General features: G+C 61.9%; 22 protein-coding genes. 11 read left to right on the forward strand and 11 right to left on the reverse strand.

Annotated features, from left to right (window positions below; all coding sequences use genetic code 11):
• A complete protein-coding gene (locus tag HFC70_RS21245; RefSeq protein WP_168475298.1) occupies nucleotides 1-1,518 on the reverse strand; it encodes an ABC transporter substrate-binding protein in 1,518 nt (505 codons plus the stop codon).
• Between the two features lie 174 nt (nucleotides 1,519-1,692).
• On the opposite strand from HFC70_RS21245, the gene HFC70_RS21250 reads away from it, so the two are divergent.
• Entirely contained in the window at nucleotides 1,693-2,385 is a 693-nt protein-coding gene (locus tag HFC70_RS21250; RefSeq protein WP_210259370.1) for a GntR family transcriptional regulator, read from the forward strand.
• 38 nt (nucleotides 2,386-2,423) lie between these two features.
• Here the strand turns inward: HFC70_RS21250 and HFC70_RS21255 are convergent, their stop codons facing one another.
• Both HFC70_RS21255 and HFC70_RS21260 read right to left on the reverse strand, forming a co-directional pair.
• Nucleotides 2,424-4,742 carry a transketolase gene (locus tag HFC70_RS21255; RefSeq protein ID WP_168475377.1) on the reverse strand — a complete coding sequence of 773 codons (2,319 nt, stop codon included), beginning with the start codon at nucleotides 4,740-4,742 and terminating at the stop codon, nucleotides 2,424-2,426.
• 201 nt (nucleotides 4,743-4,943) lie between these two features.
• Nucleotides 4,944-5,957, reverse strand: a complete 1,014-nt coding sequence (locus tag HFC70_RS21260) for a 1-aminocyclopropane-1-carboxylate deaminase (protein ID WP_168475299.1) — start codon at nucleotides 5,955-5,957, stop codon at nucleotides 4,944-4,946.
• Nucleotides 5,958-6,116: 159 nt separating this feature from the next.
• Between HFC70_RS21260 and HFC70_RS21265 the strand changes: the two genes are divergently transcribed.
• From HFC70_RS21265 to HFC70_RS21275, 3 genes are all read left to right on the forward strand, one after another.
• Nucleotides 6,117-6,581, forward strand: a complete 465-nt coding sequence (locus tag HFC70_RS21265; protein WP_168475300.1) for an Lrp/AsnC family transcriptional regulator — start codon at nucleotides 6,117-6,119, stop codon at nucleotides 6,579-6,581.
• A gap of 335 nt (nucleotides 6,582-6,916) precedes the next feature.
• Nucleotides 6,917-7,756, forward strand: a complete 840-nt coding sequence (locus HFC70_RS21270) for a dioxygenase (RefSeq protein WP_168475378.1) — start codon at nucleotides 6,917-6,919, stop codon at nucleotides 7,754-7,756.
• Nucleotides 7,757-7,769: 13 nt separating this feature from the next.
• Nucleotides 7,770-8,117, forward strand: coding sequence for a hypothetical protein (locus HFC70_RS21275; RefSeq protein ID WP_168475379.1), 348 nt, complete (start codon nucleotides 7,770-7,772; stop codon nucleotides 8,115-8,117).
• 27 nt (nucleotides 8,118-8,144) lie between these two features.
• On the opposite strand, the gene HFC70_RS21280 is transcribed toward HFC70_RS21275, so the two are convergent.
• On the reverse strand, nucleotides 8,145-9,095 hold the full coding sequence (locus tag HFC70_RS21280) for a LysR family transcriptional regulator (RefSeq protein WP_168475301.1): 951 nt from the start codon (nucleotides 9,093-9,095) through the stop codon (nucleotides 8,145-8,147).
• Between the two features lie 101 nt (nucleotides 9,096-9,196).
• On the opposite strand from HFC70_RS21280, the gene HFC70_RS21285 reads away from it, so the two are divergent.
• From HFC70_RS21285 to HFC70_RS21315, 7 genes are all read left to right on the forward strand, one after another.
• The gene (locus HFC70_RS21285; RefSeq protein WP_168475302.1) at nucleotides 9,197-10,270 is read left to right on the forward strand and encodes a maleylacetate reductase; all 1,074 of its coding nucleotides are present in this window, start codon (nucleotides 9,197-9,199) and stop codon (nucleotides 10,268-10,270) included.
• Nucleotides 10,271-10,299: 29 nt separating this feature from the next.
• A complete protein-coding gene (locus HFC70_RS21290) occupies nucleotides 10,300-12,057 on the forward strand; it encodes an FAD-dependent monooxygenase (RefSeq protein ID WP_168475303.1) in 1,758 nt (585 codons plus the stop codon).
• A 292-nt stretch (nucleotides 12,058-12,349) separates the two neighbouring features.
• Nucleotides 12,350-13,630, forward strand: coding sequence for an ABC transporter substrate-binding protein (locus HFC70_RS21295; RefSeq protein WP_168475304.1), 1,281 nt, complete (start codon nucleotides 12,350-12,352; stop codon nucleotides 13,628-13,630).
• 59 nt (nucleotides 13,631-13,689) lie between these two features.
• Nucleotides 13,690-14,409 carry an ABC transporter ATP-binding protein gene (locus HFC70_RS21300; protein ID WP_168475305.1) on the forward strand — a complete coding sequence of 240 codons (720 nt, stop codon included), beginning with the start codon at nucleotides 13,690-13,692 and terminating at the stop codon, nucleotides 14,407-14,409.
• Complete coding sequence (locus HFC70_RS21305) at nucleotides 14,409-15,131, forward strand: ABC transporter ATP-binding protein (protein WP_168475306.1); 723 nt, start codon at nucleotides 14,409-14,411, stop codon at nucleotides 15,129-15,131. Before HFC70_RS21300 ends, HFC70_RS21305 begins: the two co-directional genes overlap by 1 nt.
• Entirely contained in the window at nucleotides 15,118-15,981 is an 864-nt protein-coding gene (locus HFC70_RS21310) for a branched-chain amino acid ABC transporter permease (protein WP_168475307.1), read from the forward strand. Before HFC70_RS21305 ends, HFC70_RS21310 begins: the two co-directional genes overlap by 14 nt.
• 28 nt (nucleotides 15,982-16,009) lie before the next feature.
• A complete protein-coding gene (locus HFC70_RS21315) occupies nucleotides 16,010-17,083 on the forward strand; it encodes a branched-chain amino acid ABC transporter permease (protein ID WP_168475308.1) in 1,074 nt (357 codons plus the stop codon).
• A 102-nt stretch (nucleotides 17,084-17,185) separates the two neighbouring features.
• Here the strand turns inward: HFC70_RS21315 and HFC70_RS21320 are convergent, their stop codons facing one another.
• From HFC70_RS21320 to HFC70_RS21350, 7 genes are all read right to left on the reverse strand, one after another.
• Nucleotides 17,186-17,893: an ABC transporter ATP-binding protein gene (locus HFC70_RS21320; RefSeq protein ID WP_168475309.1), complete on the reverse strand. Its 708-nt coding sequence runs from the start codon at nucleotides 17,891-17,893 to the stop codon at nucleotides 17,186-17,188.
• Complete coding sequence (locus HFC70_RS21325; protein WP_168475310.1) at nucleotides 17,890-18,633, reverse strand: ABC transporter ATP-binding protein; 744 nt, start codon at nucleotides 18,631-18,633, stop codon at nucleotides 17,890-17,892. The genes HFC70_RS21320 and HFC70_RS21325 overlap by 4 nt, the downstream gene beginning before the upstream one ends.
• Nucleotides 18,630-19,634 carry a branched-chain amino acid ABC transporter permease gene (locus HFC70_RS21330; protein WP_168475311.1) on the reverse strand — a complete coding sequence of 335 codons (1,005 nt, stop codon included), beginning with the start codon at nucleotides 19,632-19,634 and terminating at the stop codon, nucleotides 18,630-18,632. The genes HFC70_RS21325 and HFC70_RS21330 overlap by 4 nt, the downstream gene beginning before the upstream one ends.
• A gap of 3 nt (nucleotides 19,635-19,637) precedes the next feature.
• Nucleotides 19,638-20,498 (reverse strand): branched-chain amino acid ABC transporter permease, encoded by an 861-nt coding sequence (locus tag HFC70_RS21335; RefSeq protein ID WP_168475312.1) that lies wholly within the window; start codon nucleotides 20,496-20,498, stop codon nucleotides 19,638-19,640.
• A 37-nt stretch (nucleotides 20,499-20,535) separates the two neighbouring features.
• Nucleotides 20,536-21,753: an ABC transporter substrate-binding protein gene (locus tag HFC70_RS21340; protein ID WP_168475313.1), complete on the reverse strand. Its 1,218-nt coding sequence runs from the start codon at nucleotides 21,751-21,753 to the stop codon at nucleotides 20,536-20,538.
• Between the two features lie 185 nt (nucleotides 21,754-21,938).
• The gene (locus tag HFC70_RS21345; protein ID WP_168475314.1) at nucleotides 21,939-22,967 is read right to left on the reverse strand and encodes a transporter; all 1,029 of its coding nucleotides are present in this window, start codon (nucleotides 22,965-22,967) and stop codon (nucleotides 21,939-21,941) included.
• A 26-nt stretch (nucleotides 22,968-22,993) separates the two neighbouring features.
• Nucleotides 22,994-24,217: an MFS transporter gene (locus tag HFC70_RS21350; protein ID WP_168475315.1), complete on the reverse strand. Its 1,224-nt coding sequence runs from the start codon at nucleotides 24,215-24,217 to the stop codon at nucleotides 22,994-22,996.
• Nucleotides 24,218-24,224 lie beyond the last annotated feature (7 nt).

Below are 24,224 nucleotides of genomic sequence, written 5' to 3' on the forward strand. Positions count from 1 at the left end.
TCACTTCCAGCCGATCTCGTAGAAGCGGACCAGTTCGTCCGGGGTCGGCGTGAAGGAAATGTCGCCGCTCATGACGTAGTTGGTGGAATAGTTCCACAGCGGCACCCAATAGGCCTTGTCGGCGATGACCGAGAGAGCCTGGGTATAGAGCGTCTTTCGCTCGGCCGGATCGATGGAGGAATCAGCCTTTTCCAGCAGATCCGACAGGCTCTTGTCGCGTGCGTCATCTTCACCACCCATGGTGAAGAACTCGCTGGTAATGGCCGAGACATCGGCAATCGAGTTGGAGCCCCAGGTCATGAAGGAGATTGGCGCACCTTCCTTGATGCGCTTTTCGCGCAGCGCTGCGTATTGCATGTAGTTGAGATTGGCCTTGATGCCGATTTCGGCCAACATGCCGATCATCGCTTCGGCCAGCGGCCGGTCACGATAGGCATAGAATTCAATTTCGAAACCGTCGGGATAGCCGGCTTCCGCCAGCAGCGCCTTGGCCTTTGCCGGATCGTAGGCATAGGTCGCAACGTCCTTGTCGCAGCCGAACTGACTGGGCGAGCAGGCACTGTTGATCACTTCCGTCGTGCCCTTCATCAGCGCTTCGACGATCCCCTCGCGGTTGATCGCATGGTAGATCGCCTGCCGGACCTTGAGGTTCGTCATCGGGTTCTTGTCGCCCGAGCGACCGGCCGCATCGAGCGACAGGTAGCCGACGCGCATGGTCGGGGCATTGATCACCTGGAAGCCGTCCCGGCCGGCCATCTTGTCGGCCTGGTCGGAGGGCACCTGCCAGACCAGATCGATCGTGCCATTGAAAAGCTCGGCCATCTGCGTGTTGATGTCCGGGATGGTGCGAATATCGATGGTGCCGACCTTGGCTTTCGGCTTGGCGGCGGCAAAATAGTCCTCGTTGCGCTTCAGCACGAAATGTTTGCCGGGTTCGACGGTCTCGAATTTATAGGGACCCGTGCCGATCGGCTTGGTGGCAACGCCGGCCGGGCCGACAGCTTTGTAATATTCATCGGGATGGATGATGACCGGGCCGGCCAGATATTCGAGCGCAGCCGGGAAAGGCCCGTTGGTGAGGATGCGCACCTTGAACTGGTCGATTTTTTCGGCCTGCTTGATCCATCCCGTCGCCACCTTGTTCTTTGCGCCATTCTTGGGGTCGACGGTGAAATTCAGCGTGTAGACGACGTCGTCGGCATCGAAGGCCTCGCCATTGTGGAACTTGACCCCTTCGCGCAGCGTGAGCTCCAGCGTGGTGGAATCCACCCAGGTCCAGCTGGTCGCCAGATTGCCGACATACTCTCCGGTCGCCGGATTGCGATAGAGAAGGCCATCCCAGGCGGCATTTCCGAGCAGAATGCCCTCGCGCGCCGTGTTGAAATAAGGATCGACATGTTCGAGTTCCTTTGCAAAGGCGATGGAGACCGTGTCGTCCGCCTTGCCGGCCCAGGCGGCACTTGCAAACAGGAATGCGGGCAGAAGAGCGGCCGCAGCCGCCGTCTTTGTCAGTTTCATTCTCGTTCCCTTTATTTATTGCCTATTTTATAGGCTTTCGTGGCGAATGGCATTATCGTACTCGATTTTCTTTTTTTGTATACAATATATTTGCATTGCGTACATATTTGCACGGTTGCATACGCCGCTTGCCAAATCCCGCAGATCGCACAACAATGCGCGTGGAGGACCGATATGAATTTGCCCGCATCAAAAACGCCGACCGCCGACGTGCTCTACGAGCGCATTGAGACGATGATTGCCGAAGGACAGGTCAAGGACGGCGAGCGCCTTGACGAAATGCGCCTTGCCCGCGATTTCGGCGTATCGCGCACCCCCTTGCGCGAGGCGCTGCGTCTTCTGTCGGCGACTGGGCTGGTCGAGCTCATTCCCAATCGCGGTGCCTTCGTGCGCCAGCCCGATTTCACCCGTCTTGTGGAAATGTTCGAAGTGATGGCCGAGGTCGAAGCCTGGTGCGCGCGGCTGGCGGCCAGCCGCATCACCAAGGCACAGTTGCTCCTTCTGCGCAAAGCCGCCTCTGCCTGCGAAGCCGCCCTTCAGGAGCAGGACTACAAACGCTACTATGTCGAAAACGCCACCTTTCACGCGATGATCTACGAGGCGTCCGGCAATGGTTTCCTGGCCGAAGAAGCCGCCAACCTGCACCGGCGCCTCAAGCCCTTCCGGCAGGCCCAACTCTCCTTCGGCGATCGTCTGTCGCAGTCGATGATGGAACATCGCGAAATCCTGCTGGCCCTTGAAGCGGGCGATGCGGCGCGCGCCGATTCCGTGATGCGCGATCACATCCGTGTTCAGGGCAGTATCTATGAGGAATACCGCCAATCGATGAGCGGAGAGCGCGAGGCCGCTGGTCGGCAAGCCTCGTGAGACCTGCCGCCGATTTCGGGCAGCCGCGTCGCCGAACCTCATGGAAATAGCAGAAGCTCGGAAACCGCAGCACCTCGCGTCAACCCCGACACCGTCCTGACGATACCCGCCTTGTCGATGCCATAGTGCCGATAGAGATCCTGCACCGTACCGGTCTGGCCGAAATGTTCGACCCCGAGCGGTATCGTCCGGTGGCCGTGAACGGCACCAAGCCAGGCAAGTCCTGCGGGATGTCCATCGGTGACGGTGACAAGGGTGCAATGGGACGGAAGGCCGGCGAGCAAGGTTTCGACATGACCGGATGCCCGACTGACGCCGCGACGCCGTGCCCGCTGGGCTGCGGTCCAGCCGGCGTTCAGGCGATCCGCGGAAGTCACCGCCAGCACGCCGATATCCCGTCGGCTCTCGCCGAGCAGCCCGGCCGCCGCGATCACTTCCGGCGCGATGCAGCCCTGATAGACCAGCACGACATCGGCATTCGGACCGGGCGGCTTCAGCCAATAGCCACCATCGATGACGCCCTGGCGGAAGCGCGGATCGCTGCGCGGCGCCGGCTGTTCGAGCGGCCGCGTCGTCAGCCGCAGATAGACGGAGCCGCCCGTCTCGTCCCGCAACCAGGTGCGCTCGTCCGGCTGACCGTCGCCATCGCGCTGCATATAATCGAAAGACCAGTCCATGATGATGGCGAGTTCGTCAAGGAAGGCCGGCTCGAAACTCGCCAGTCCGTCCTGGCTGATGCCGATCAGCGGTGTGGCGATCGACTGATGCGCGCCGCCCTCCGGTGCCAGCGTGATGCCGGACGGCGTGCCGACGATCATGAAGCGGGCATCCTGGTAGCAGGCATAGTTCAGCGCATCGAGACCGCGGGAGATGAAGGGATCATAAACCGTGCCGATCGGCAGCAGGCGCTCGCCGAACAGCGAATGGGACAGACCGGCGGCGGCCAGCAGCAGGAAGAGATTCATCTCGGCAATGCCGAGTTCAATATGCTGCCCCTCCGGCGAGAAATGCCATTTTTGCGCGGACGGCACCCTTTCGTCGCGAAACGTATCGGCCCGTGCATCGCGCGCAAACAGGCCACGCCGGTTGACCCAGGGGCCGAGATTGGTCGAGACGGTGACATCCGGGGCGGTCGTCACGATGCGGGCGGCCAGTGCCGTGTCGGTCTTGGCCAAGGCATCGAGGATCTTGCCGAAGCCGGCCTGGGTGGACAGAACGCGGTCCTCCAGCAGGACCGGCCCCTCTGTCGCAATGCGCTCCGCCTTGAAGCGTCGCGGCCCCGGCTCGAAAAACGGTACACGGGCAAGGAAAGCCTTTGCATCGGCGCTGTCGACCATGGTCGAAAACGGGTCCCATTCCGTTCCGGGCGCAACCTGCATCGCCGCCTGGAAATCGGCCATCTGGCTCGTCGTCATCAGGCCGGCATGATTGTCCTTGTGGCCGGCAAGCGGCGTGCCCCAGCCCTTGATCGTGTAAGCCAGGAAAACCGTCGGCCGGTCGTGATCGATACTGTCGAACACATCGGTCAGCGCCTCCAGGCAATGGCCGCCGAGATTGTTCATGAGTTCGGCCAGTTCGGCATCGGATCGCCGCTCAATCAGCGCGGTCACATCGCCCTGGTCGCCGATCTCGTCGAGCAGCCGGCGCCGCCAGGCGGCTCCGCCCTGAAAGGTCAGCGCTGCATAAAGCTGGTTCGGGCAGGCGTCGATCCAGTCCTTCAGGCGCGTTCCACCCGGCTCGGTGAAAGCGGCCTTCTGCAGCGCTCCATATTTGATGATGACGACATCCCAGCCGAAGGCCTTGAAAATAGCCTCGATACGCTGCCACAGACCTTCGCGCACCACGCCGTCAAGGCTCTGGCGATTGTAGTCGATGACCCACCAGGTATTGCGCAGATCATGCTTCCAGCCTTCCTGCAGGCACTCGTACACATTGCCTTCATCGAGTTCGGCATCACCGACCAGGGCGATCATCCGCCCGAGCGGACGCTTCTGCGCCCAGGGTCTGGCGGCGATATAATCCTGCACCATCGAGGCAAAGGCGGTGACGGCGACGCCGAGACCAACCGAACCGGTCGAAAAATCGACATCGTCGATATCCTTGGTGCGGCTCGGATAGGACTGCGCGCCACCGAAACCGCGGAAATTCTCAAGCTTGTCGCGTGTCTGGTTGCCCATCAGATATTGGATGGCATGAAACACCGGCGAGGCATGCGGCTTGACGGCGACGCGATCTTCCGGACGCAGAACATGGCAATAGAGCGCCGTCAGGATGGAGGCCATCGAGGCCGAGGAGGCCTGATGTCCGCCGACCTTGACCTCGCCCTTTTCGCGCAGGTGATTGGCATTGTGGATCATCCAGCAGGCAAGCCACAGGACCTGCTTCTCGATGGATTTCAGAATTGCGATATCGGTGCTTGTCACGACCGTCTCCCAGTCACGCGTTCACGCCTGATGAGGATCCGCCGGCGGCTTTTCGCCTTGCTCTGGCCGGATCCCGTTCCCATGTCTGCAACACCCGGCTGGATGACCATCCGGCCGGGTGCTCCTGGCAATGCGTCAGCCGTTGCGGAATGTGTAGGCATAGCCATTGATGGCCGGGGCGCCGCCGAGATGGGCGTAAAGCACTTTGGAGCCTTCCGGGAAGTAGCCCTTCTTGACCAGGTCGATCATGCCCTGCATCGACTTGCCCTCATAGACCGGGTCGGTGATCATGCCTTCGAGACGGGCGCAGAGCCGGATCGCTTCCTTGGTCTCGTCGGACGGCACGCCGTAGACCGGATAGGCATAGTCCTCGATCAGGATGATGTCGTCCAATGTCAGGTCCCGGCCGAGTTCGACCAGTTCGGCGGTGCGCTGCGCGATCTCCAGCACCTGGGCCTTGGTCTGGGCCGGCGTGAAGGACGCATCGATGCCGATCACATTGCGCTCGCGGCCATCCTTGGCAAAGCCGACCGTCATGCCGGCATGGGTGGAACCTGTCACCGTGCAGACGACGATATAGTCGAACTTGAAGCCGAGTTCGGCTTCCTGGGCGCGTACTTCCTCGGCAAAGCCGACATAGCCGAGACCACCATATTTGTGCACGGATGCACCGGCCGGGATGGGATAGGGCTTGCCGCCCTTGGCCTTGACGTCCTCGATGGCATCTTCCCAGCTCTGGCGGATGCCGATATCGAAGCCCTCGTCCACCATCTGCACATCCGCACCCATGATCCGGCTCAGCAGAATATTGCCGACACGGTCGTAAACGGCATCCTCATGCGGCACCCAGCTTTCCTGCACCAACCGGCATTTGAAGCCGATCTTGGCGGCGACGGCGGCGATCATGCGGGTATGGTTGGACTGCACGCCGCCGATCGAGACCAGCGTGTCGGCATTGGAGGCGATTGCATCGGGAATGATGTATTCAAGCTTGCGCAGCTTGTTGCCACCGAAGGCCAGACCCGAATTGCAGTCCTCGCGCTTGGCATAAAGCTCGACCTTGCCGCCGAGATGCTCCGACAAGCGTTCCAATTTCTCGATATGGGTTTGTCCGAATGTGAGCGGATAGCGCTCGAATTTCGCCAGCATGGGATCCCCTTCTGCTTGTTATGACACAGGGGAAACGCTACCACTCTCCGGATGAAAGGTGCTCTCTAAGTTGAACTTGATTTTTCGTGATATCTATTCGAAAGTTAAGCGCAACCTGCATATCTTTCATTTGTATCGTAGTTTTCGGAAGATTCTTTCATGGCATCGGAACTGGACCGCATCGACCTGAAAATGCTCCGCCTGCTGCAAAACAACGGGCGGCTCAGCAATGCTGAACTGGCGCAACTGGTCGATGTCAGTGCCGCGACCTGCCATCGCCGCACGCAGCGGCTTTTCGAAGAGGGCTATATCAAGTCGGTCAGAGCCATGGTCGAGCCGCAGAAGGTCGACCGCGGTGCATTGGTCATGGTCGGCGTGGTACTGGATCGCTCGACGCCGGAAAGCTTCGGCACCTTTGAAAAGGCGGTCGCCAAGCTCAATTTCGTACTGGACTGCAATCTGGTCGCGGGCGATTTCGATTACTTCCTGAAGATCCGCGTCCGCGACATGGCGGACTTCAACCGCATCCATGGAACGCAACTGATCGCCCTGCCCGGCGTGCGCCAGACCCGCACCTTTTTCGTGATGAAGGAAGTGGTCGACAATGCGCCCCTGACCTTTTGACGAGTGCTTCCAGCATTGCTGTGTTGAGCGGGGCGACCTAATCGGTGACCAGGTAGCAGCGGCCGCAATAGAGCAACCCTGCTTTGCCGTCGTCTCCGTCGATACTGATAATCCGCCCGAAAAGCACGCAGTTCAACGCGTCGGCATGATGGCTGCCCCTCGTAACTTATAATCAAAAGTTATGTTATGCGCATGTGAAATGATCAAGTTACCGATGAAACTACCCTAGGGTCACTGTGTCGCGCGGTTCGGAACCGTTGGAGAAGGTGCCGACATGCGAGCGCACATCAATTGCGGGGCATGGGCGCCGGCTGCGCCAAAGCCCAAAGGAGGATATCGTGACATACTTCGTGGAGGAGGATTCGGTCGCCATCGTCAATGCCCGCATGGGCAATGAGACCGATCAGCGGCTGTCTGAGATCATGGCAGGTGCCGTCAAGCATCTGCATGCCTTCGTCAAGGAGGTGAAACTGACCACCGACGAGTGGGAGATAGCGATCGATTTTTTGACCAGGACGGGACAGATCTGTACGCAGGAGCGGCAAGAATTCATCCTGCTCTCGGATGTGCTGGGATGTTCGATGCTGGTGGACGCCATCACCAATCGCCGGCCGAAAGGGGCGACCGAAAGCACGGTGCTCGGCCCCTTCCATGTCGAGAATGCTCCGGTTCGAGAACAGGGTGCGGTCATCAGCCTCGATGGCAAGGGCGAAAGCTGCCTGTTCGAAGGCCGCGTGCTGGACCTGGAAGGCCAACCGGTCGAAGGAGCCTGCGTCGATGTCTGGTCGGACAATGCCGACGGTTTCTATGATGTGCAGCAGCCGGGCATCCAGCCGAAATGGAACAATCGGGGCCGTTTCTTCACCGGACCCGATGGCCGCTACAGCTTCGTCGGCATTCGCCCCGTCAGCTATCCGATCCCCGATGATGGGCCGGTAGGTCAGCTTCTCGGCCATCTCGGACGCCATCCCTGGCGGCCGGCCCACATGCATTACATGATCAGCGCTCCCGGTTTCCGCAAACTCGTCACCCACACCTTCGTCGGCGGTGATCACTATCTGTCATCCGACGCGGTGTTCGGGGTGAAGGAAACGCTGGTGGCCCCCTATGAACGGCTGGAAGGTGCCCCGACGCTCTGGCGCTCTCCCTTCGATTTCATCATGACGCCTGTATGAGAGTGAGGTGGCGGTGCCAAATCTGAAGATCTATGTCGATGAAACGATTTTCGATGGGGTGCGTGGCCGCCTTAGCGAAGCGCTTGAGCCGATCCGCGCCCTGCTCTGTGATGCCTTTCGCGTGGAACCGCCCGCCTGCCAGTTGGCGGTCATCCCGATTATGGGATTGCCGGACCAGCCGCAGGTCAATATCGAGCTTCTGATCCTGCCCCATGCCGAGCGAACGGGCGAGGCCATCCGGGCGGCAGCCGAGAGGCTGCGCGCCCTGTTAACCTCGGTCACCGGGGCGCGGGTGGCGGTCCGCATCGCGCAACTCGATCCCGTGACTTATGTGGCGCTGAAAGAGGCGCAGGTGGCTTAGAATGCTTCAATCTAGCCAGGAAACGCTCTAACCCCGACGACGGGTCACCTGCTGCTCGTGCTCCATGCGAGAGTCGAGCTGCTTGAATTTTTCGGTGATGAAGGCCACGAAGCGCGGCAAGGCCGGTGGCGGCAGACGGTCGGCAAAGGTCAACAGCCCGAGCTGGCGCTCCGGGTGTTCGATACGCAGCGGCAAAGCCTGGATGGGAATTGTCCGCCGGTGGCTGAAAACCACCGAATAGGGCAGCACGGTCAATGCATCCGAACCGACGACGACGCTGAAGATCGAAGCCAGCGTGCCACCTGAAAAACTCACGTTGAAATCGTCGAGCCCGATCGACTTCAGCGCACGCTGGAGATCGCGAAAAAGCGGGCTGTCGGCCGGTGGTGCAATCCACGAATAGGGCTCGATATCGGCCAGCGTGATCACGCTGCGCCGCGCCAGGGGGTGCGTGGCACTGCAGGCGATGACGTTGCGTCCGATCAGCAGTGGAGTGAAGTGCATGTCTGGCGGAATCATGCCGGCATGCAGCGGCAGGATGGCAAGGTCCAGCGCGCCGCTGCGCAGGCTTGCAGCCAATTGATCGAAATAGCCGTAAGTCTGGGCGATCTGCACGTCCGAGTGGCGGTTCTGGAACTCCGCCACCATGCCGGCGACGACGCCATCGAAGAAGATCGGCGTTCCTCCCAGACGCAGGCGCCCGGCCTGCCCCTCCCGATAGCGTTGCACCAGTCGGCTGGCTTCCTGATTCTGTGCGCGAATCCGGGCGCCGAGGCGCGCCAGTTGGCTGCCGAGTTCGGTCGGTCGGAGCGGGCGCCGGCCCGGCTCGAACAGCGGTGTTCCGATCCGCTCTTCCAGCAGTGCCATGGTGCGCGAAACGGAGGGTTGCGACTTGCCGAGCGCTTCCGCGCCTTCCGTCAAGCCGCCCTTGTCGACGATCACCGCCAGGATTTCGAGATGTTCGCTGTCTATCTTCATAACGAAAGATCATATTAGATCTCAATCTTGCGATCAATATCAGTCACGCGCTGACCTAAGTTGCATTTCAAGGAATACGGACGACCGGCGGGAGGAGCCTCATGTCATTTTTCCGCGAAGAGTTTGCCGCACAGTGGCCAGCGGTTCGCGTGCGGTTCGGTGTTGGTGTGCGTCACGATCTCGTGGCGGAGATCAAGCAGCTCGATTGCCGGCGTGCCCTCATACTGACGACGCCTGAGCAGGCGCATGTGGCCGAGGAATTCGCAGGTCTGTGCGGCGATTACGCGGCCGGAATCTTCACCCGTGCCCGCATGCACACGCCGGTGGCGATTTCCGAGGAAGCGGCGGCCTATGCGCGAGACATCGAGGCGGACTGTCTCGTGGCCATCGGCGGCGGCTCCACCACCGGCCTCGGCAAGGCGATTGCGCTGCGTACGGACCTGCCACAGATCGTCGTGCCCACCACATATGCAGGCAGCGAGGCGACTGCCATTCTCGGCCAGACCGAAGACGGCGTGAAGACCACGCTGACCAGTGCCAAAGTCCAGCCGGAGGTCATTCTCTACGATGCCGAACTGGTGCGTACCCTGCCCGTCCCGATGACCGTGACGAGTGCGTTGAACGCCATTGCCCATGCCGCCGAAGGGCTTTACGCCCAGAACCGTACGCCGCTGACCTCGCTGATGGCCGTGGAAGGGATGCGCGCCTTCCGCGATGCCCTGCCCCGCGTGCTGGACAATCCCGACGACCTGCGGGCGCGGGCCGAAACGCTCTACAGCGCATGGCTGTGTGGAACGGTGCTTGGCCAGGTGGGTATGGCGCTGCATCACAAGCTTTGCCACACCCTGGGCGGCGGCTTCGACCTGCCGCATGCCGAGACCCATGCCGTGGTTCTCCCGCATGCCATTGCCTACAACGCCGTAGCTGCGCGCGATGAACTGCGGCCCGTGGCCGAATTGTTCGGCCACGACGAGCCGGGCATGGCGCTGCACCGCTTCGCCCTTTCGGTAAACGCGCCGATGGCGCTTGACGGTCTGGGATTGAAGGAGAGCGATCTCGATCGAGCCGCTGATCTGGCGGCAAAGAATCCGTACTGGAATCCGCGCCCGGTGGAGCGGGATGCGATCCGGAGGCTTCTGCAGGCCGCCTGGGCCGGCGATCCGCCGGTCGCCTGACATTTTTTGGAATTGGGAGGAGAGTTTAAATGGCTGAAATTACGACTGACGTGCTGATCATCGGAACGGGACCGGCGGGCTCGGCGGCAGCCGCATTGCTGTCGACCTACGGGATCGGCAATGTTGTTATCAACCGCTATCGCTGGCTGGCCAATACGCCCCGCGCCCACATCACCAACCAGCGTGCCATGGAGGTCTTGCGCGATCTGGGCCGCGATGTGGAGGATGAGGCCTATATGTTCGCCACGCATCAGGATTTGATGGGCGAGAACATTTTCTGCGAAAGCCTGGCCGGGGAAGAGATCGGCCGCCTGAAGGCCTGGGGCAACCACCCGCTCAGCAAGGCCGAACATCTGATGTCGTCGCCGACAAAGATGAACGACCTGCCGCAGACCTTCATGGAGCCGCTGCTGTTCAAGACGGCGTGTTCGCGCGGCACGCAGGCCCGCATGTCCACCGAATATCTCCGCCACGAGCAGACTGCCGATGGCGTGATCACCACTTGCCTTGACCGGCTGTCGGGCCGTGAATTCACCATCCAGTCGAAATATCTGATCGGTGCCGACGGCGGAAAATCACTGGTTGCCGAACATGCGGGCCTGCCCTTCGAAGGCAAGATGGGTGTCGGCGGCTCGATGAACATCCTGTTCCGGGCCGATCTCAGCAAATATGTCGCCCATCGTCCCTCCGTTCTCTACTGGGTCATGCAGCCGGGTGCGGATGTCGGTGGCATCGGCATGGGGCTGGTGCGCATGGTGCGGCCGTGGAACGAATGGCTGATCGTCTGGGGCTATGACATCAACGGTCCGGAACCGGATGTCACTGCCGAATTCGCCACCGGCGTCGCGCGGCAACTGATCGGCGATCCCGATCTGGAAATCGAACTGTTGTCCGCCAACACCTGGACCGTGAACAATTTTTACGCGACGCGGACGTCGAATGGTCGCGTATTCTGCGTCGGCGATGCCATTCATCGCCATCCGCCGTCGAACGGCCTCGGTTCGAACACGTCTATCCAGGATTCCTACAACCTCGCCTGGAAGCTGGCGATGGTGCTGAAGGGGCAAGCCGGCGAGCGCTTGCTTGAGACCTACGACGTCGAGCGTGCGCCCATCGCCAAGCAGATCGTCACCCGGGCCAACCAGTCGATCGGAGAAACCGGACCGATCTTTGCAGCACTCGGCATGAGCGAGGGCGTCGATCCCGTGCAGATGCAGAGGAATCTTGAGGCGCGCACGGACGGAACGGAGGCGGCGGAACAGCAGCGCGAGGCCATCCGCAAGGCGATCGCCTTCAAGAAGTACGAGTTCGATGCCCATGGCGTCGAAATGAACCAGCGTTACCGCTCCGACGCCATCGTGACCGGCGGCCAGATCGAACCCGACTTCCTGCTCGACGCCGATCTCCATCATCAGCCGACCACCTGGCCAGGCGCCCGCGTGCCGCATGCCTGGCTCTACCAGCATGTCGGCGGCGCGGAAGTTTCCACGCTCGATCTCTGCGGCCACGGAAAGTTCACGCTGCTGACCGGGCTCGGCGGAAAGGCCTGGGTCGAGGCAGCCAAGGCTGTGGGCACGGAGTTCGGTATCGAGATCGTCACCCATGCGATCGGCCCGCGCCAGACCTATGTCGACCATAGCGGCGACTGGGCGCGACTGAGCGAGATCCGCGACACCGGCTGCCTTCTGGTGCGGCCTGACCATCATATTTGCTGGCGCAGCACGGGGGCAAGCGCGGCACCGGGCGATGACCTGCGCCGGGTCCTGCGTCAGGTTCTTGCACTTTGAGGTGGCGGCGGCAATTCATAACGCGATGACATGTTTACCGCGAAGAAACAGATCAATTATGTGATTGCCGCCTGTTAGCTTCGTCATTCAACGACACGCCGCTTTGGGAGGAGACGCCTGTCGAAACGCCACAATGCAATGGCGCCAGTGAGGACCGCGGATGAGTGGTCCGTATCTTGACTTAAGGCATTTCCGGAAATGACAGGCCGCGCCCGGCGCATCACCCGGCAAGGGCGTGGGTGCCGACGCGACGGATCTTGCCGCTCCAGAGAATGGGACAAGAGGAGGAAACATGTTTACCAGACGCAATTTTCTGAAGACCACGGCGGCCGGAGGAGCAGTTATGGCCGCTTCCGGGCTGGCCGCGCCGGCCATTGCCAAGGATGTGGCGATCAAGCTTGGCTATGTCAGTCCACAGACCGGCCCGCTTGCGGGTTTCGGCGAGGCCGACAAGTTCGTCATCGACGCTTTTACGGCGGCGACCAAAGGCATGGGCCTCAACTACGAGGTTATCGTCAAGGACAGCCAGTCCAACCCCAACCGGGCGGCTGAAGTGGCGAAGGAACTGATCGTCGACAATGAGGTCAACCTGATGCTGGTCTCCTCGACGCCGGAGACGACCAATCCGGTTTCGACCACCTGCGAGGCGGAAGGCGTGGCCTGCATTTCCACCGTCGCGCCGTGGCAGCCCTGGTTCATCGGACAGCAGGGCAATCCCGGCGATCCAGCAAGCTGGAAGCCGTTCAACTATGCCTATCATTTCTTCTGGGGGCTTGAAGATATCATCGCCGTCTTTACCGGCATGTGGGGGCAGATCGAGACCAATAAACAAGTCGGCGGGCTGTTTCCGAACGATGGCGACGGCAATGCCTGGGGCGACAAAACCGTCGGCTTCCCTCCGGTTCTGGAAAAGCTCGGCTATGGGCTGACCGATACCGGCCGCTACCAGAACCTGACGGACGATTTTTCCGCCCAGATCAACGCCTTCAAGCAGAAGGGTACGGATATCCTGACCGGGGTCATGATCCCGCCGGATCTTACCACCTTCTGGAACCAGGCCAAGCAGCAGGGACTGAAGCCGAAGATCGCCTCGATCGGCAAGGCGCTGCTCTTTCCGCAGACCGTGGAGGCGCTCGGCGATGCCGGCCACAACCTGTCCACCGAAGTCTGGTGGACACCCTCGCATCCATTCAAATCGTCGCTGACCGGCGAGACGGCGGCCGAGGTCGCAGCCGCTTTCACCACGGCGACGGGCCGGCCCTGGACGCAGCCCATCGGCTTTGCCCATGCGCTCTTCGAACTGGCGGTGGATGTGATGAAACGGGCCGAGGATGTCGGCGATGCGGATGCCGTGGCCAAGGCGATCGGTGAAACCAGACTGGATACGCTGGTCGGACCTGTCGCCTGGGGCAGCGACAAGCTGCCGCCTTTCGCCAGCAAGAATGTCGCCAAAACACCGCTGGTCGGCGGCCAGTGGCGGCGCAAGGCCGGCGGCGGCTACGATCTTGTCGTGGTCGAGAACGGGCTTATTCCGTCCGTGCCGCTTGGCGGCAAGCTCGAACCCCTGTCCTGACCGGAAACGACCGCTCCGCCGAAGGCGGAGCGGTTCTCAACAGACCAGGAGCCCTGTTTGTGCCGATCCTTGAACTCAGTAGCGTGTCGAAATCCTTCGGTGCCATCGTGGTTGCCGAGAACATCGATTTTACCGTGGAGCCAGGTGAAGCGCTCGGCGTGATCGGGCCGAACGGCGCCGGTAAGTCGACGCTGTTCAACCTGATCAGCGGCAATCTTTCAGTAGCCAGCGGTTCGATCCGTTTCGACGGGCGCGAGGTCACGACCATGCCGCCGATGCAGCGGTGTTTTGCCGGCATGGGACGAACCTTCCAGATCCCGCAACCGTTCGAACGCCTGACGGTCTATGAAAACCTGCTGGTGGCCGGGGCTTTCGGCCAGCAGGCGAGCGAGCGGAACGTGGCCGATTTCTGCGCCGATATTCTTGTCGATACCGGCCTGATCGCCAAGGCCAATGCGCTGGCGGGCACGTTGAGCCTGCTGGAGCGCAAGCGGCTGGAGCTGGCCCGGGCGCTCGCCACCAAGCCGAAGTTGCTCCTTCTCGACGAGATCGCCGGTGGGCTGACGGATGGCGAATGCCGACAGCTCGTCACCACCATTCAGCGCGTGCACCGGCGTGGCGTTGCGGTGATCTGGATCGAGCATGTGCTGCATGCGCTGACCGCCGTCGTGCAACGAATCCTCGTCCTGAATTTCGGGCGGGTCATCGGCATCGGCGAGCCGCAAGCGATCATGGCGTCGCGCGAGGTGCGCGAGATCTATCTGGGACTGGAGGCCTGATGAGCAGCATTCTCGAAACGCGAGGACTGACCGCCTTCTACGGTGATTTTCAGGCATTGTTCGGCGTCGACCTTCGGCTGGAAGCAGGCGAAACCATTGCCGTGATCGGCGCCAATGGCGCCGGGAAATCGACCATGATGCGCGCCATAGCCGGCGTTCTCCCCTCCCCTGGCGATGCCATCCTGCATCGGGGAATGCCGATCGGCGATCTCGCGGCCCCCGATGTGGTGGCGCGCGGCATCGCGCTGGTACCGGAGGGCCGAAAGCTCTTTGCCTCGCTCACCGTCGAGGAAAATCTGCTGGTTGGCCGGTATGGCCGCAAGGTGGATGGTCCCTGGTCGCTCGACAGCGTTTACGCGCTCTTCCCCATTCTGAAGGAGCGCCGCTCGAAGCCGGCGACGGCGCTGTCCGGCGGCCAGCAGCAGATGGTGGCGATCGGTCGGGCGCTGATGTCGAACCCGGAGGTTCTGCTGTGCGACGAGTTGAGCCTTGGCCTCGCGCCGGTGATCATCAAGGACATCTATGCCGCCTTTCCGCGCATCCGGGCGGCGGGTGCCGCCCTCATCATCGTCGAGCAGGACATCAACCAGGCCTTGAAAGTGGCCGATCGCGTCTATTGCATGATGGAAGGGCGCATCACCCTGACCGGTCGTCCCTCGGAACTCGACCGCGACGATATTCACGCCGCCTATTTTGGAGCCGAACCCCATGAACTGGCTTGATACCGTTCTTCAGGGCGTGCTGCTGGGCGGGCTCTATGCCCTCTTCGCCGCAGGCCTCAGCCTTGTTTTCGGCATCATGCGCCTGGTCAACCTCGCCCATGGCGACCTGATCGTGCTGGCCTCGTTCCTGATCCTCGTGCTGGTCGCCGCAACCGGCATCCACCCCTTCCTCGCGGTGCTCATCGCTGCACCGCTGATGTTCGGGGCCGGCTGGCTGCTGCAGACCTACTTGCTGAACCGCACGCTCGGCAAGGATATCCTGCCGCCCTTGCTCGTCACCTTCGGGCTTTCGGTGGTGATCCAGAACGGGCTTCTGGAAGGTTTTACCGCCGACAGCCGCCGCATTTCCGTCGGTGCGCTGGAATCGGCCTCGCTGTCCTTTGCCGGGCTGAATGCCGGCGTCATCCCGCTGATGACCTTCACGTCCGCCATCGTCGTCATCGTTGCGCTCAATCGGCTGATCTACCGGACCGCGCTTGGACGGGCCTTTCGCGCCACGTCCGACGATCCGGTGACCGCCGGCATGATGGGCATCCGCCCGCAGCGCATCTTCGCCATGGCCACGGGGCTGGCCATGGTGGTGGTCACGATTGCCGCCCTCTATCTCGGCACGCGCGCCAATTTCGATCCGACTGCCGGACCGGCGCGGCTGATCTATGCCTTCGAGGCGGTCATCATCGGTGGGCTCGGCTCGTTGTGGGGCACGCTGGCCGGCGGTGTCGTTCTGGGCGTGGCGCAGACCTTGGGTGCTTCCATCAATCCCGAATGGCAGATCCTCTCCGGCCACATCGCCTTTCTGCTCGTGCTTCTGGTCAGGCCGCGCGGCTTGTTCCCACGCGCAAATGATTGAGGACACAGTGACCGTAGGAACAGACATCATGACGAACCCGGACCTTGCGCGCCACCGCTGGCGTATCGAGACGCGAACGCGGCTATCCTCGGCCGCGATGATGTTCTCGCTGCTTGTATTCGCGGTGCTGGCCATCGCGCCCTTCTTCGTCGCGCGCGGCACTGTGCAGGATCTCTTCTTCATCCTCACCATGCTGACGCTGGCGCAAAGCTGGAACCTGCTGGCGGGCTATGCAGGGCTAATCTCCGTGGGGCAGCAACTCTTCGTCGGTTGCGGCGGATATGCGCTGTTCGGCCTGGTCATCCTACTTGGAGTCGATCCGCTTCTCGCCATTCCGCTGGCCGGAATTTTCGCCGTTTTGACCGCACTACCGACCGCCTTCTTCGCCTTCCGCCTCTACGGTCCCTATTTCGCCATCGGCACTTGGGTGATTGCCGAGGTGGGCCGCCTGCTGTTTGCCCAATGGAAAATGCTGGGCGGCGGCACCGGCACCTCGCTGCCGCGCGAGGCGGTGCGGGAGATGATCGGCGTCTCGGCCATCGGCGATCTTTTCGCGATGAAGCCTGCCGTGGCGCTGGATGCGCTGACCTACTGGCTGGCGCTGCTGATGGCGGTTTTCACCATCGGTATCGTTTACCGACTACTGCGCAGCAAGCAGGGGCTCGGCCTTGCGGCTGTACGCGACAACGAAATCGCGGCCAAGGCGCTTGGCGTCGATGCCCATCGACTCAAATTGACGATCTATCTCCTGACGTCCTTTCTGACGGGTGTCACCGGCGCGCTCATCTATCTCCAGAAGGCGCGCATCTCGCCGGATGCCGCCTTTTCGCTCACCGACTGGACGGCCTATGTCCTCTTTATCGTCGTGGTCGGCGGCATCGGCACGATCGAAGGGCCGATCCTCGGGATCATCATCTTCTTCCTGCTCCAGAACCTGCTGGCCGATTACGGATCATGGTATCTTCTTCTGCTCGGCGGGCTCGCCATCGGCACGATGCTGTTTGCGCCACGCGGGCTGTGGGGCTTGATTTCAGAACGCACCGGCATTGCCTTCTTCCCCGTGCGCCGCCTTCTGCGCAGCGGACCGGATAAAGGGGCTTGAATTTTTCGCGCTATCAGGGCGCGAGACGCCGGAGGGGCGATACCGCGTTCGGCCATCATCTTTCGCAACAGCAAGCCGATTGTCGCCGCACGCTTGCACCCCTCAATGGGTCACGGCAAGCATGTCTTCGATCTCCCTCCACCGGCCGAGCAAGTCGTCTTTCGAGCCTGCGGTACGGACCCGCCCCCGCTCGACGACAATGGCCTGCTCCGCGATCTCCAGCGCCATCAGCGCATGCTGCTCGACGACGATCAGGGACAGAGCACTTTCCTTTCGCAATCGGATGAGCGCCTCGAGCAGCATGTCGACAATAACAGGCGCCAATCCCTCGAAAGGCTCATCAAGCAGCAGGCACACCGGATCGCTCATCAGCGCGCGCGCCAGGGCCAGCATCTGCTGCTCGCCGCCGGAAAGCTGGCCGCCGCCGTTGCGGCGTCTGTCCGCCAGCCGCGGAAAAAGGTCGTAGACGCGCTCGACGCTCCAGCCGCGACCAAGATCGGCAACACGCAGGTTTTCCTCGACGCTAAGCGAGGCGAAGATCTGCCGTTCCTGCGGAACGAAGCCTATCCCCCGCCGACAACGCTGGCTGGCCGGCAGAGCGCCGATTTCCGCACCGGCAAGGCGGATGCTGCCTTCCTTCAGCGGCAGGCGACCGGCGATGGTACACATCAGCGTCGTCTTTCCCGCGCCGTTGCGCCCGAGAAGTGCCAATCCGCCACCCGCAGGCACGGAAAGACTGATGCCGTCGACGATGCGCGTCGGACCGTAACCGCTGACGATATTGCTGATTTCAAGCAGGATTTCTGTCATGAACGGTTCCCCAAATAGGCGGTGCGCACCTGCGGATCGTGACGGATCTCTTCCGGCGTACCGCGCGCAATAACGGTTCCCTCCGCCAGCACCGTGATCTGCCGAGCGAAACGAAAGACCAGCGGCATGTCGTGTTCGACAAGCAGGACCGCAACATCTCCCGGTAATTCGTCGAGGACGCCGAGGATGACCTCGTGGTCCGAGGCAGGCAAGCCGGCGGCAGGCTCATCGAGCAGCAGCACCTTCGGCCTGAGCGCCATCGCCACGCCAAGCTCCACGAGCCGCTGCTGCCCATAGGCCAGATCGCGGACCGGTATGTGCGGAACGTTAGTCAGACGCATGCGGCGGGCGATATCCTCGGCCTCCTTCACCACTGTTGCCGGAAAGCCGTTGTGACGCGCCATCGAAAGCCCGCAGCCCTCGCGCTCGCTGATTGCCAGCGCGATATTCTCCATCGCCGTGAACGTGGTGAAGAGGTTCGTCACCTGGAAATTGCGGACCAACCCCAGCCGCGTGCGCCGATGTTGCGGCATGCCCTTCAAGTCAGCCCCGTCAAGCAAGACGGATCCCTTGCGCGGCGCCAGCCGGCCGGTGATGAGATTGATCAGCGTCGTCTTGCCGGCGCCGTTCGGCCCGATCAGCGCGTGGCGCGCACCTTTTTCAAGGGTCAGCGACACGTCGTTGGTGACGACCAGCCCGCCGAATTGCAGTGTGAGATTCTTGAGTTCCAGCGCGCTCATCGACCAACCCTTCCCTTCAGCCGGACGAACAACTGCGTCAGACCGCCCGGTGCGAAGAGGACGAGAACGACGATGATGATACCCAGCCACAACTGCCACAGGACGGGATTGTCCTTTGACAGGATATCCTGGGCGACGAGATAGATCGCCGGTCCGATGATCGCACCGTAAAGCCGGCCGGAGCCGCCAAGCGCCAGCATGACGAGAATGGTGGCCGAAAGCTCGAAGCCGATGTCCTTCAAGCCGACGAACTGGTTGATCTCCGCCTGCAGCGCACCGGCAAGCCCGGCGAGGAAGCAGGAGATGACGAAGATCAGCAATTGCCGCGGCAGGACCGCCATGCCGATGGCCGCCGCCCGTCCGGGATTGTCGCGGATCGCCATGATCGATTGCCCGAACGGCGAATGGACGAGCCGCCGCAGACCGATCCAAACGGCAAGAAACACCGCCGCTGAGAACCAGTAGCCGACTTCGCCGATCAGGTCGAACTCATAGAGCCCGAAGACCGGCCACGTCTCGATGCCGAGCAGGCCGTCGACCCCACCGGTGACGGATGTGGCCTTGTTGGCGATCTCGCCAAACAGGAACACCGTGCAGAGCGTCACCATCAGCAGGGTGAAGCGCGCCGTACGAAGCACGATCGCGCCGATGACGACACCCGCCAGGGCTGCCGCAACGGCTCCGATGAAGAGACCGCTGACCGGCTCGCCCCAACCGTGTTGCGAGGCAATGCCGGCGGCATAGGCGCCGGCTCCGAAGAAGGCGGCATGTCCGAGCGTGACGATTCCGGCATAACCGACGAGAAGGTCAAGCGAGAGGGCGAAGATGATCGCGACGAGGATCTGCGCACCGAGCGCATAATACTGGTCGCCGAGAAACGGCACGAGCGCCAGCGCAACGATGATCAGCCCTTCCGCCGGGTGCAGGCCATGTTTGCGGCGAAGAAACCCACCAAAGCCGGGTTGTTGCACGACGGGGATGGGGGACACGGGTATGTTCATGGTTCATATTCTTCCGAACAGGCCGTTCGGCCGGATGAGCAATAGGGCGAAGACCCCAAGAAACAGGATGAAGGTGCCAAAGGCCGGCAGATAGTAGGCCGAAACCGTCTGGACGATGCCGACCAGCAGGGCGGCAATGAAGGAGCCACGCAGCGTTCCGAGGCCGGCCACCGCCACAACGATCTGCACATAGACCAGGATGTCGAGGGCATAGGACGGGTTCAGCCCGTAGACGTCAGCACCGAGCATGCCGCCCAGTGCCGCCAACGCGCCGCCAAAGGCGAAGGTCGCGGTGAAGACGAACTTTGTCCGCACACCGACGGACTCCGCCATGCCGCGGTTTTCGACCGCCGCCCGGATGACGGCACCGATCCGGGTACGCTCCAGCGCAAGCAGAATGGCAGTGGCGGTCAGCGCACCGATCCCGATCACCACCAGCTTATACATGTAGAAGGAGAACGGGCCGATCACCATGTTCTGCGCCAGGACCTCGGGCAGAACGACCGGGCGCATCAGAGGCCCGAAAAACAAGCGCGCCAACGCGCCGACGATAAAAATCAGACCGATACAGAACAGGACCTGATCGAGTTCCGAACGGCCATAGAGCCGCCCGTAAAGGGTCTTCTCCGCCACCGCCGCCAACACGGCGACGGCGAGAGGCGCGCAAAACACCATAACAAGCCAAGGCGCGCTCCAGTCGCTGATCGCGACGGCGGCGAGATAGCCACCCGCCATCGCGAAGACGCCGTGCGCCAGGTTGACGAAGCCCATCAGGCCAAGCGTCACAGAAAGCCCGACCGAGATGAGATAGAGCACACTCGCATAGGCAAGCGACTGAAAAGCGATTTCGACCAGCGTATTCATCCGCCGCCTCCTTTGTTCCGACAGATCCGATGGGGTATCAGAGAGGATGCTCGACTTTCCAAGGATCCTTGACGCCGGAAATCGTCTCGATCTCGACATTGGCAAGCTCGCCACCAACCTCGCGGACCTCGCGAATATAGATGTTCTGCACGATATCGCGTGTCTCCGGATCGATGGAAATCGGACCCCGGGGGCTTGTCGCACTGAAACTGGTCATCGCGGCCATGGCGGCGGCGGCATCTGCAGCTCCTTTGGTCGCGGCGATGGCGGTGCAGATCAGGTGCATGCCGTCATAGGCGCCTGCCGCCATGTAATTGGGCCTGACGGGTGAAAAGGTGTAGGCCTTCTTCCATGCCTCGACGAACGCGTGGTTGGCAGGGCGATCTCCAGCCATGCTGTACTGCCCAGCCGTGATGACGCCGAGGGCAGCGGTTCCGATATTGGGCAATTCCTCGTCGCTGGTCAGGTCGCCAGGACCGACTAGCTGGATGCCGGCGCCACGCAGATCGACCTCCTGGCAGGCCCTCATGAAGGCAGAGGCCTGCACACCGCCGGGATGAAAGGCGAAGACGACGTCCGGCTTCGCAGCCTTGGCCGCAAGCAGAAACGGCACGAAGTTCGGGCTCTGGATCGGCATCTTTACGGAGGCGATGACCTCTCCGCCCTTCGCGGTGAACCCTCTGGTGAAGGCTTCCTCGGCATCGTGACCGGGCGCAAAGTCGGTGGTCAGCAAATAGGCCTTTCGGAATCCCTTCGTGCCCGCCGCCCATTCTCCAAGCGGTTGATTGACCTGCCAGTGGGTAAAGGCGGTGCGCGCAAACCAGGGTGCAAGCTGGGTCGTGTTGGCGCCGGAGGCGTTGAAGAGTACACAGGGCACCTTCGCCTTCTTGAGCAGGGGTGCAATCGCGTTGGCGTTCGGCGTCCACTGGAAACCGCCGAGATACTGCACCTTGTCGCGCGTCACCAGTTCCTGCACCAATCGCTTGGCAACGTCCGGATTGGTGCCGCCGTCGTCGCGGATGACCAGCTCCACCGGAATGTCGCCGAGCACCGACTTGCCCTCGGTCTCCAGATAGAGTTTGGCCGCATTCGCCATGATCTGTCCGCTCGACGCGAACGGGCCGGACATCGTGAGCACGAGGCCGATCCTGACTGGCGCGCCAGCAGCGCGCGCCGGCACGGCCCAACCGGCTAGTGGTGCCGCCGCCAGAAACCCGAGCGCCCTGCGGCGCGTAAACAGCAATCCCGTCGTCATTTCATCTCCTCCAGAAATGTTCTTCAGGCACGAAACATCATTGTGCTGAACCGCAATGAGGTTCGCCCTGCACTGAAAAAATCCAATTTTGGTTCGACCAGGCTCCGATGGCGTCCGGAACTGCCCGGACGCCTGATCGAATGGCCGGCTGTCCGTCGCCAATCGCCGGCCAGTCACAAGATCGTTCACCAGATCTTGCGGATAAAGCTGAGTTGCAGATAGTCGCCCTCGAAAGCATTGCGGCTGTAGACGTCAGTCAGGTATTTCAGCGTGAGGGTCGTGCGATGTTCGGGGAAATCGACGGCCACGATCGGTCCAAGCCGGATCGACTTGTGCCGCTGCCCATCCGCGGCGGGAGTAGCCGGAGTGCCCTCGTCGTCCTCGATCTGCCAGCGAATATTTCCCGCCAAGCCGAACTGGAAGCGGTTGTAGCGCTCGGTAACGGCGAAATCCGTCGAGAGATAGTCGCCGTCCCGGTAGGTGAAGCCGCCGGTCGAGTCGTCACGATCGAAATTGTGGTTGTAATATACCCGCGCCGAGAATTCCGTGGCATCCAGCAGAAGAGGCCTGGTTCGATAGGTGAATGCGACATTGGGCGAGAGCACCCAATTGTTGAAACCGGGATTGCCGACTTCCTGATTGTCGAAGATGCCGATCGGGATCGTCACGCCGAGGCCGAGACCGAGCGTGAAGCCCACAGGCATGGGAGGCACGAAGTCTGCGGTGGGCTGCGGCTGGCCGGGCGCGCCGGGTGGCGGTCCTTCGTACCAGCTCTTCGACCAGAAGAAGAGATCCGAATAGGCGTCGAAGGAACCGGTATGCTTGCTGCTGAGGTCCGCCGGTGTCGTGTCGGTAATGGTCATGTCGTGCTTGCCGTAGACAAAGACCAGCGAGGAGGCCATTCGTCCTCCGAGGACCTCTCCGGGGTAGACATAGAGCCCGCCCAACTGGCCCTGGAGCAGCGACTCGTCCGTGTCGGGAAACATCGCGTTTCCGTCGCCATCGTTCAGGCGATCGCGCGAGTTGCCCCAAAGGCCACCGACCGCGTAAAAACCAGGCTCCGGCGGCAGTTCCGCCGCCCGGATGTCGCTGCTCGCGCCAGGCGTCACCGTCTGGTAGAATTCCGCCGCTCCGGCCGCCCCCGCTGCCGACAGAAGAACAAGTCCAGACAGGGCAAAGGATACCAGCCTGACGCTCGAGATATGCTTATCCATTTAGATCCCCCTTTTTTCGATGGATATTAGTGAGTGGCAACGACCGGAGTGCCCGTCGTGGCAGGCTCGCGCAGCGTGCGGCCGAACATCAGGCCGGCCAGAAGAAGCAGGCCGCCGACCGCCGTGAAACCGGCGAAGACCGCCATCGTGGCAACCATGCCGCCACTCAGCGCGGAGACGGCGGCGACGCAGAGCGGGCAAATGAACTGGCCGATAAAGAACATCGATGTCCAGATACCCGAGGCCCGGCCACGATAGCCGTCCGGCAGCCTGCTCATGGTGAAAGCAAGCACGAGAGGCAGCGAGATGCCGCACCCGACATTGTTGATAAACATGCCGACGATGCCGCCCGTCAGCGACGACTGCGTATAGAGGATGGCAAAGCCAATTGCCTGGGTCAGCATCGCGCCGGTCAACAGCACACCGACGGAGCGGCGGGACTGGAAGCGGAAGAACATCGCGCCGGCCACCACGCCGAGCGAACCGATGGCACTCGCCAGCCCCAGCATGCCGGGGTCAGCAAAGCCTCGTTCGCTCAGCACGAGCGAGATGTGGACAGGCGTGACGTAAAACAGCGCGCCGCATACGAGGGTCACCGCCAGGCTGCCGATGAAGCGGGCGGTAAACAGACGCTCGGGACTTTCTTGCAGCCGTTGGACTGGCTCTTCGCCGGAACTGTTGCGCGCGGGTTCGAAGATGATCGCAAGGACCAGCGGAATGAACAGCGCCGTCGCTCCATAGACGAGGAAGGGCGCGCGCCAGTCGTAGCCGCCGAGAATGCCGGCGAGAACGAAGCAGACCGTTGCCACCAGCGAGGCAGAACCGAACTGTACCGAGAGCCAGTGAGCGCGCCGTTCGCCGATAAAATAGTCGCAGATCAGCGCCGTGCTTGCCGTCATGACGCCCGCTTCGGCAATGCCGACCACAGCCCTTGTCAGGATGATGGCGTAGAGATTATCGATCCAGAACGGCGCAACGCCTGCCAGCGCATAGATGGCAAGCGCCGCCACCAGCACACGTTGCCGCCCGACACGATCGGTCAGCAGGCCCGCCAAAGGAGCCAACAGCGCCACGAACAGGGCCGGCGTTACCAGCGCAATGGGCGCAAGCAGAGCGGCATGCGGCACCGCTGAAAAATGCTCGATCATATGCGGCAGAACCGGGGCGAACAGCGTGGATCCGATCGGGGCAAGCCATGCGACTGCCACCAAAAGCGACCCATGACGGGCGCCGGCTTTCAAATGTTGCATGCTCTCC

Source organism: Agrobacterium sp. a22-2 (genome assembly GCF_012276985.1).
Lineage (GTDB): Bacteria > Pseudomonadota > Alphaproteobacteria > Rhizobiales > Rhizobiaceae > Allorhizobium.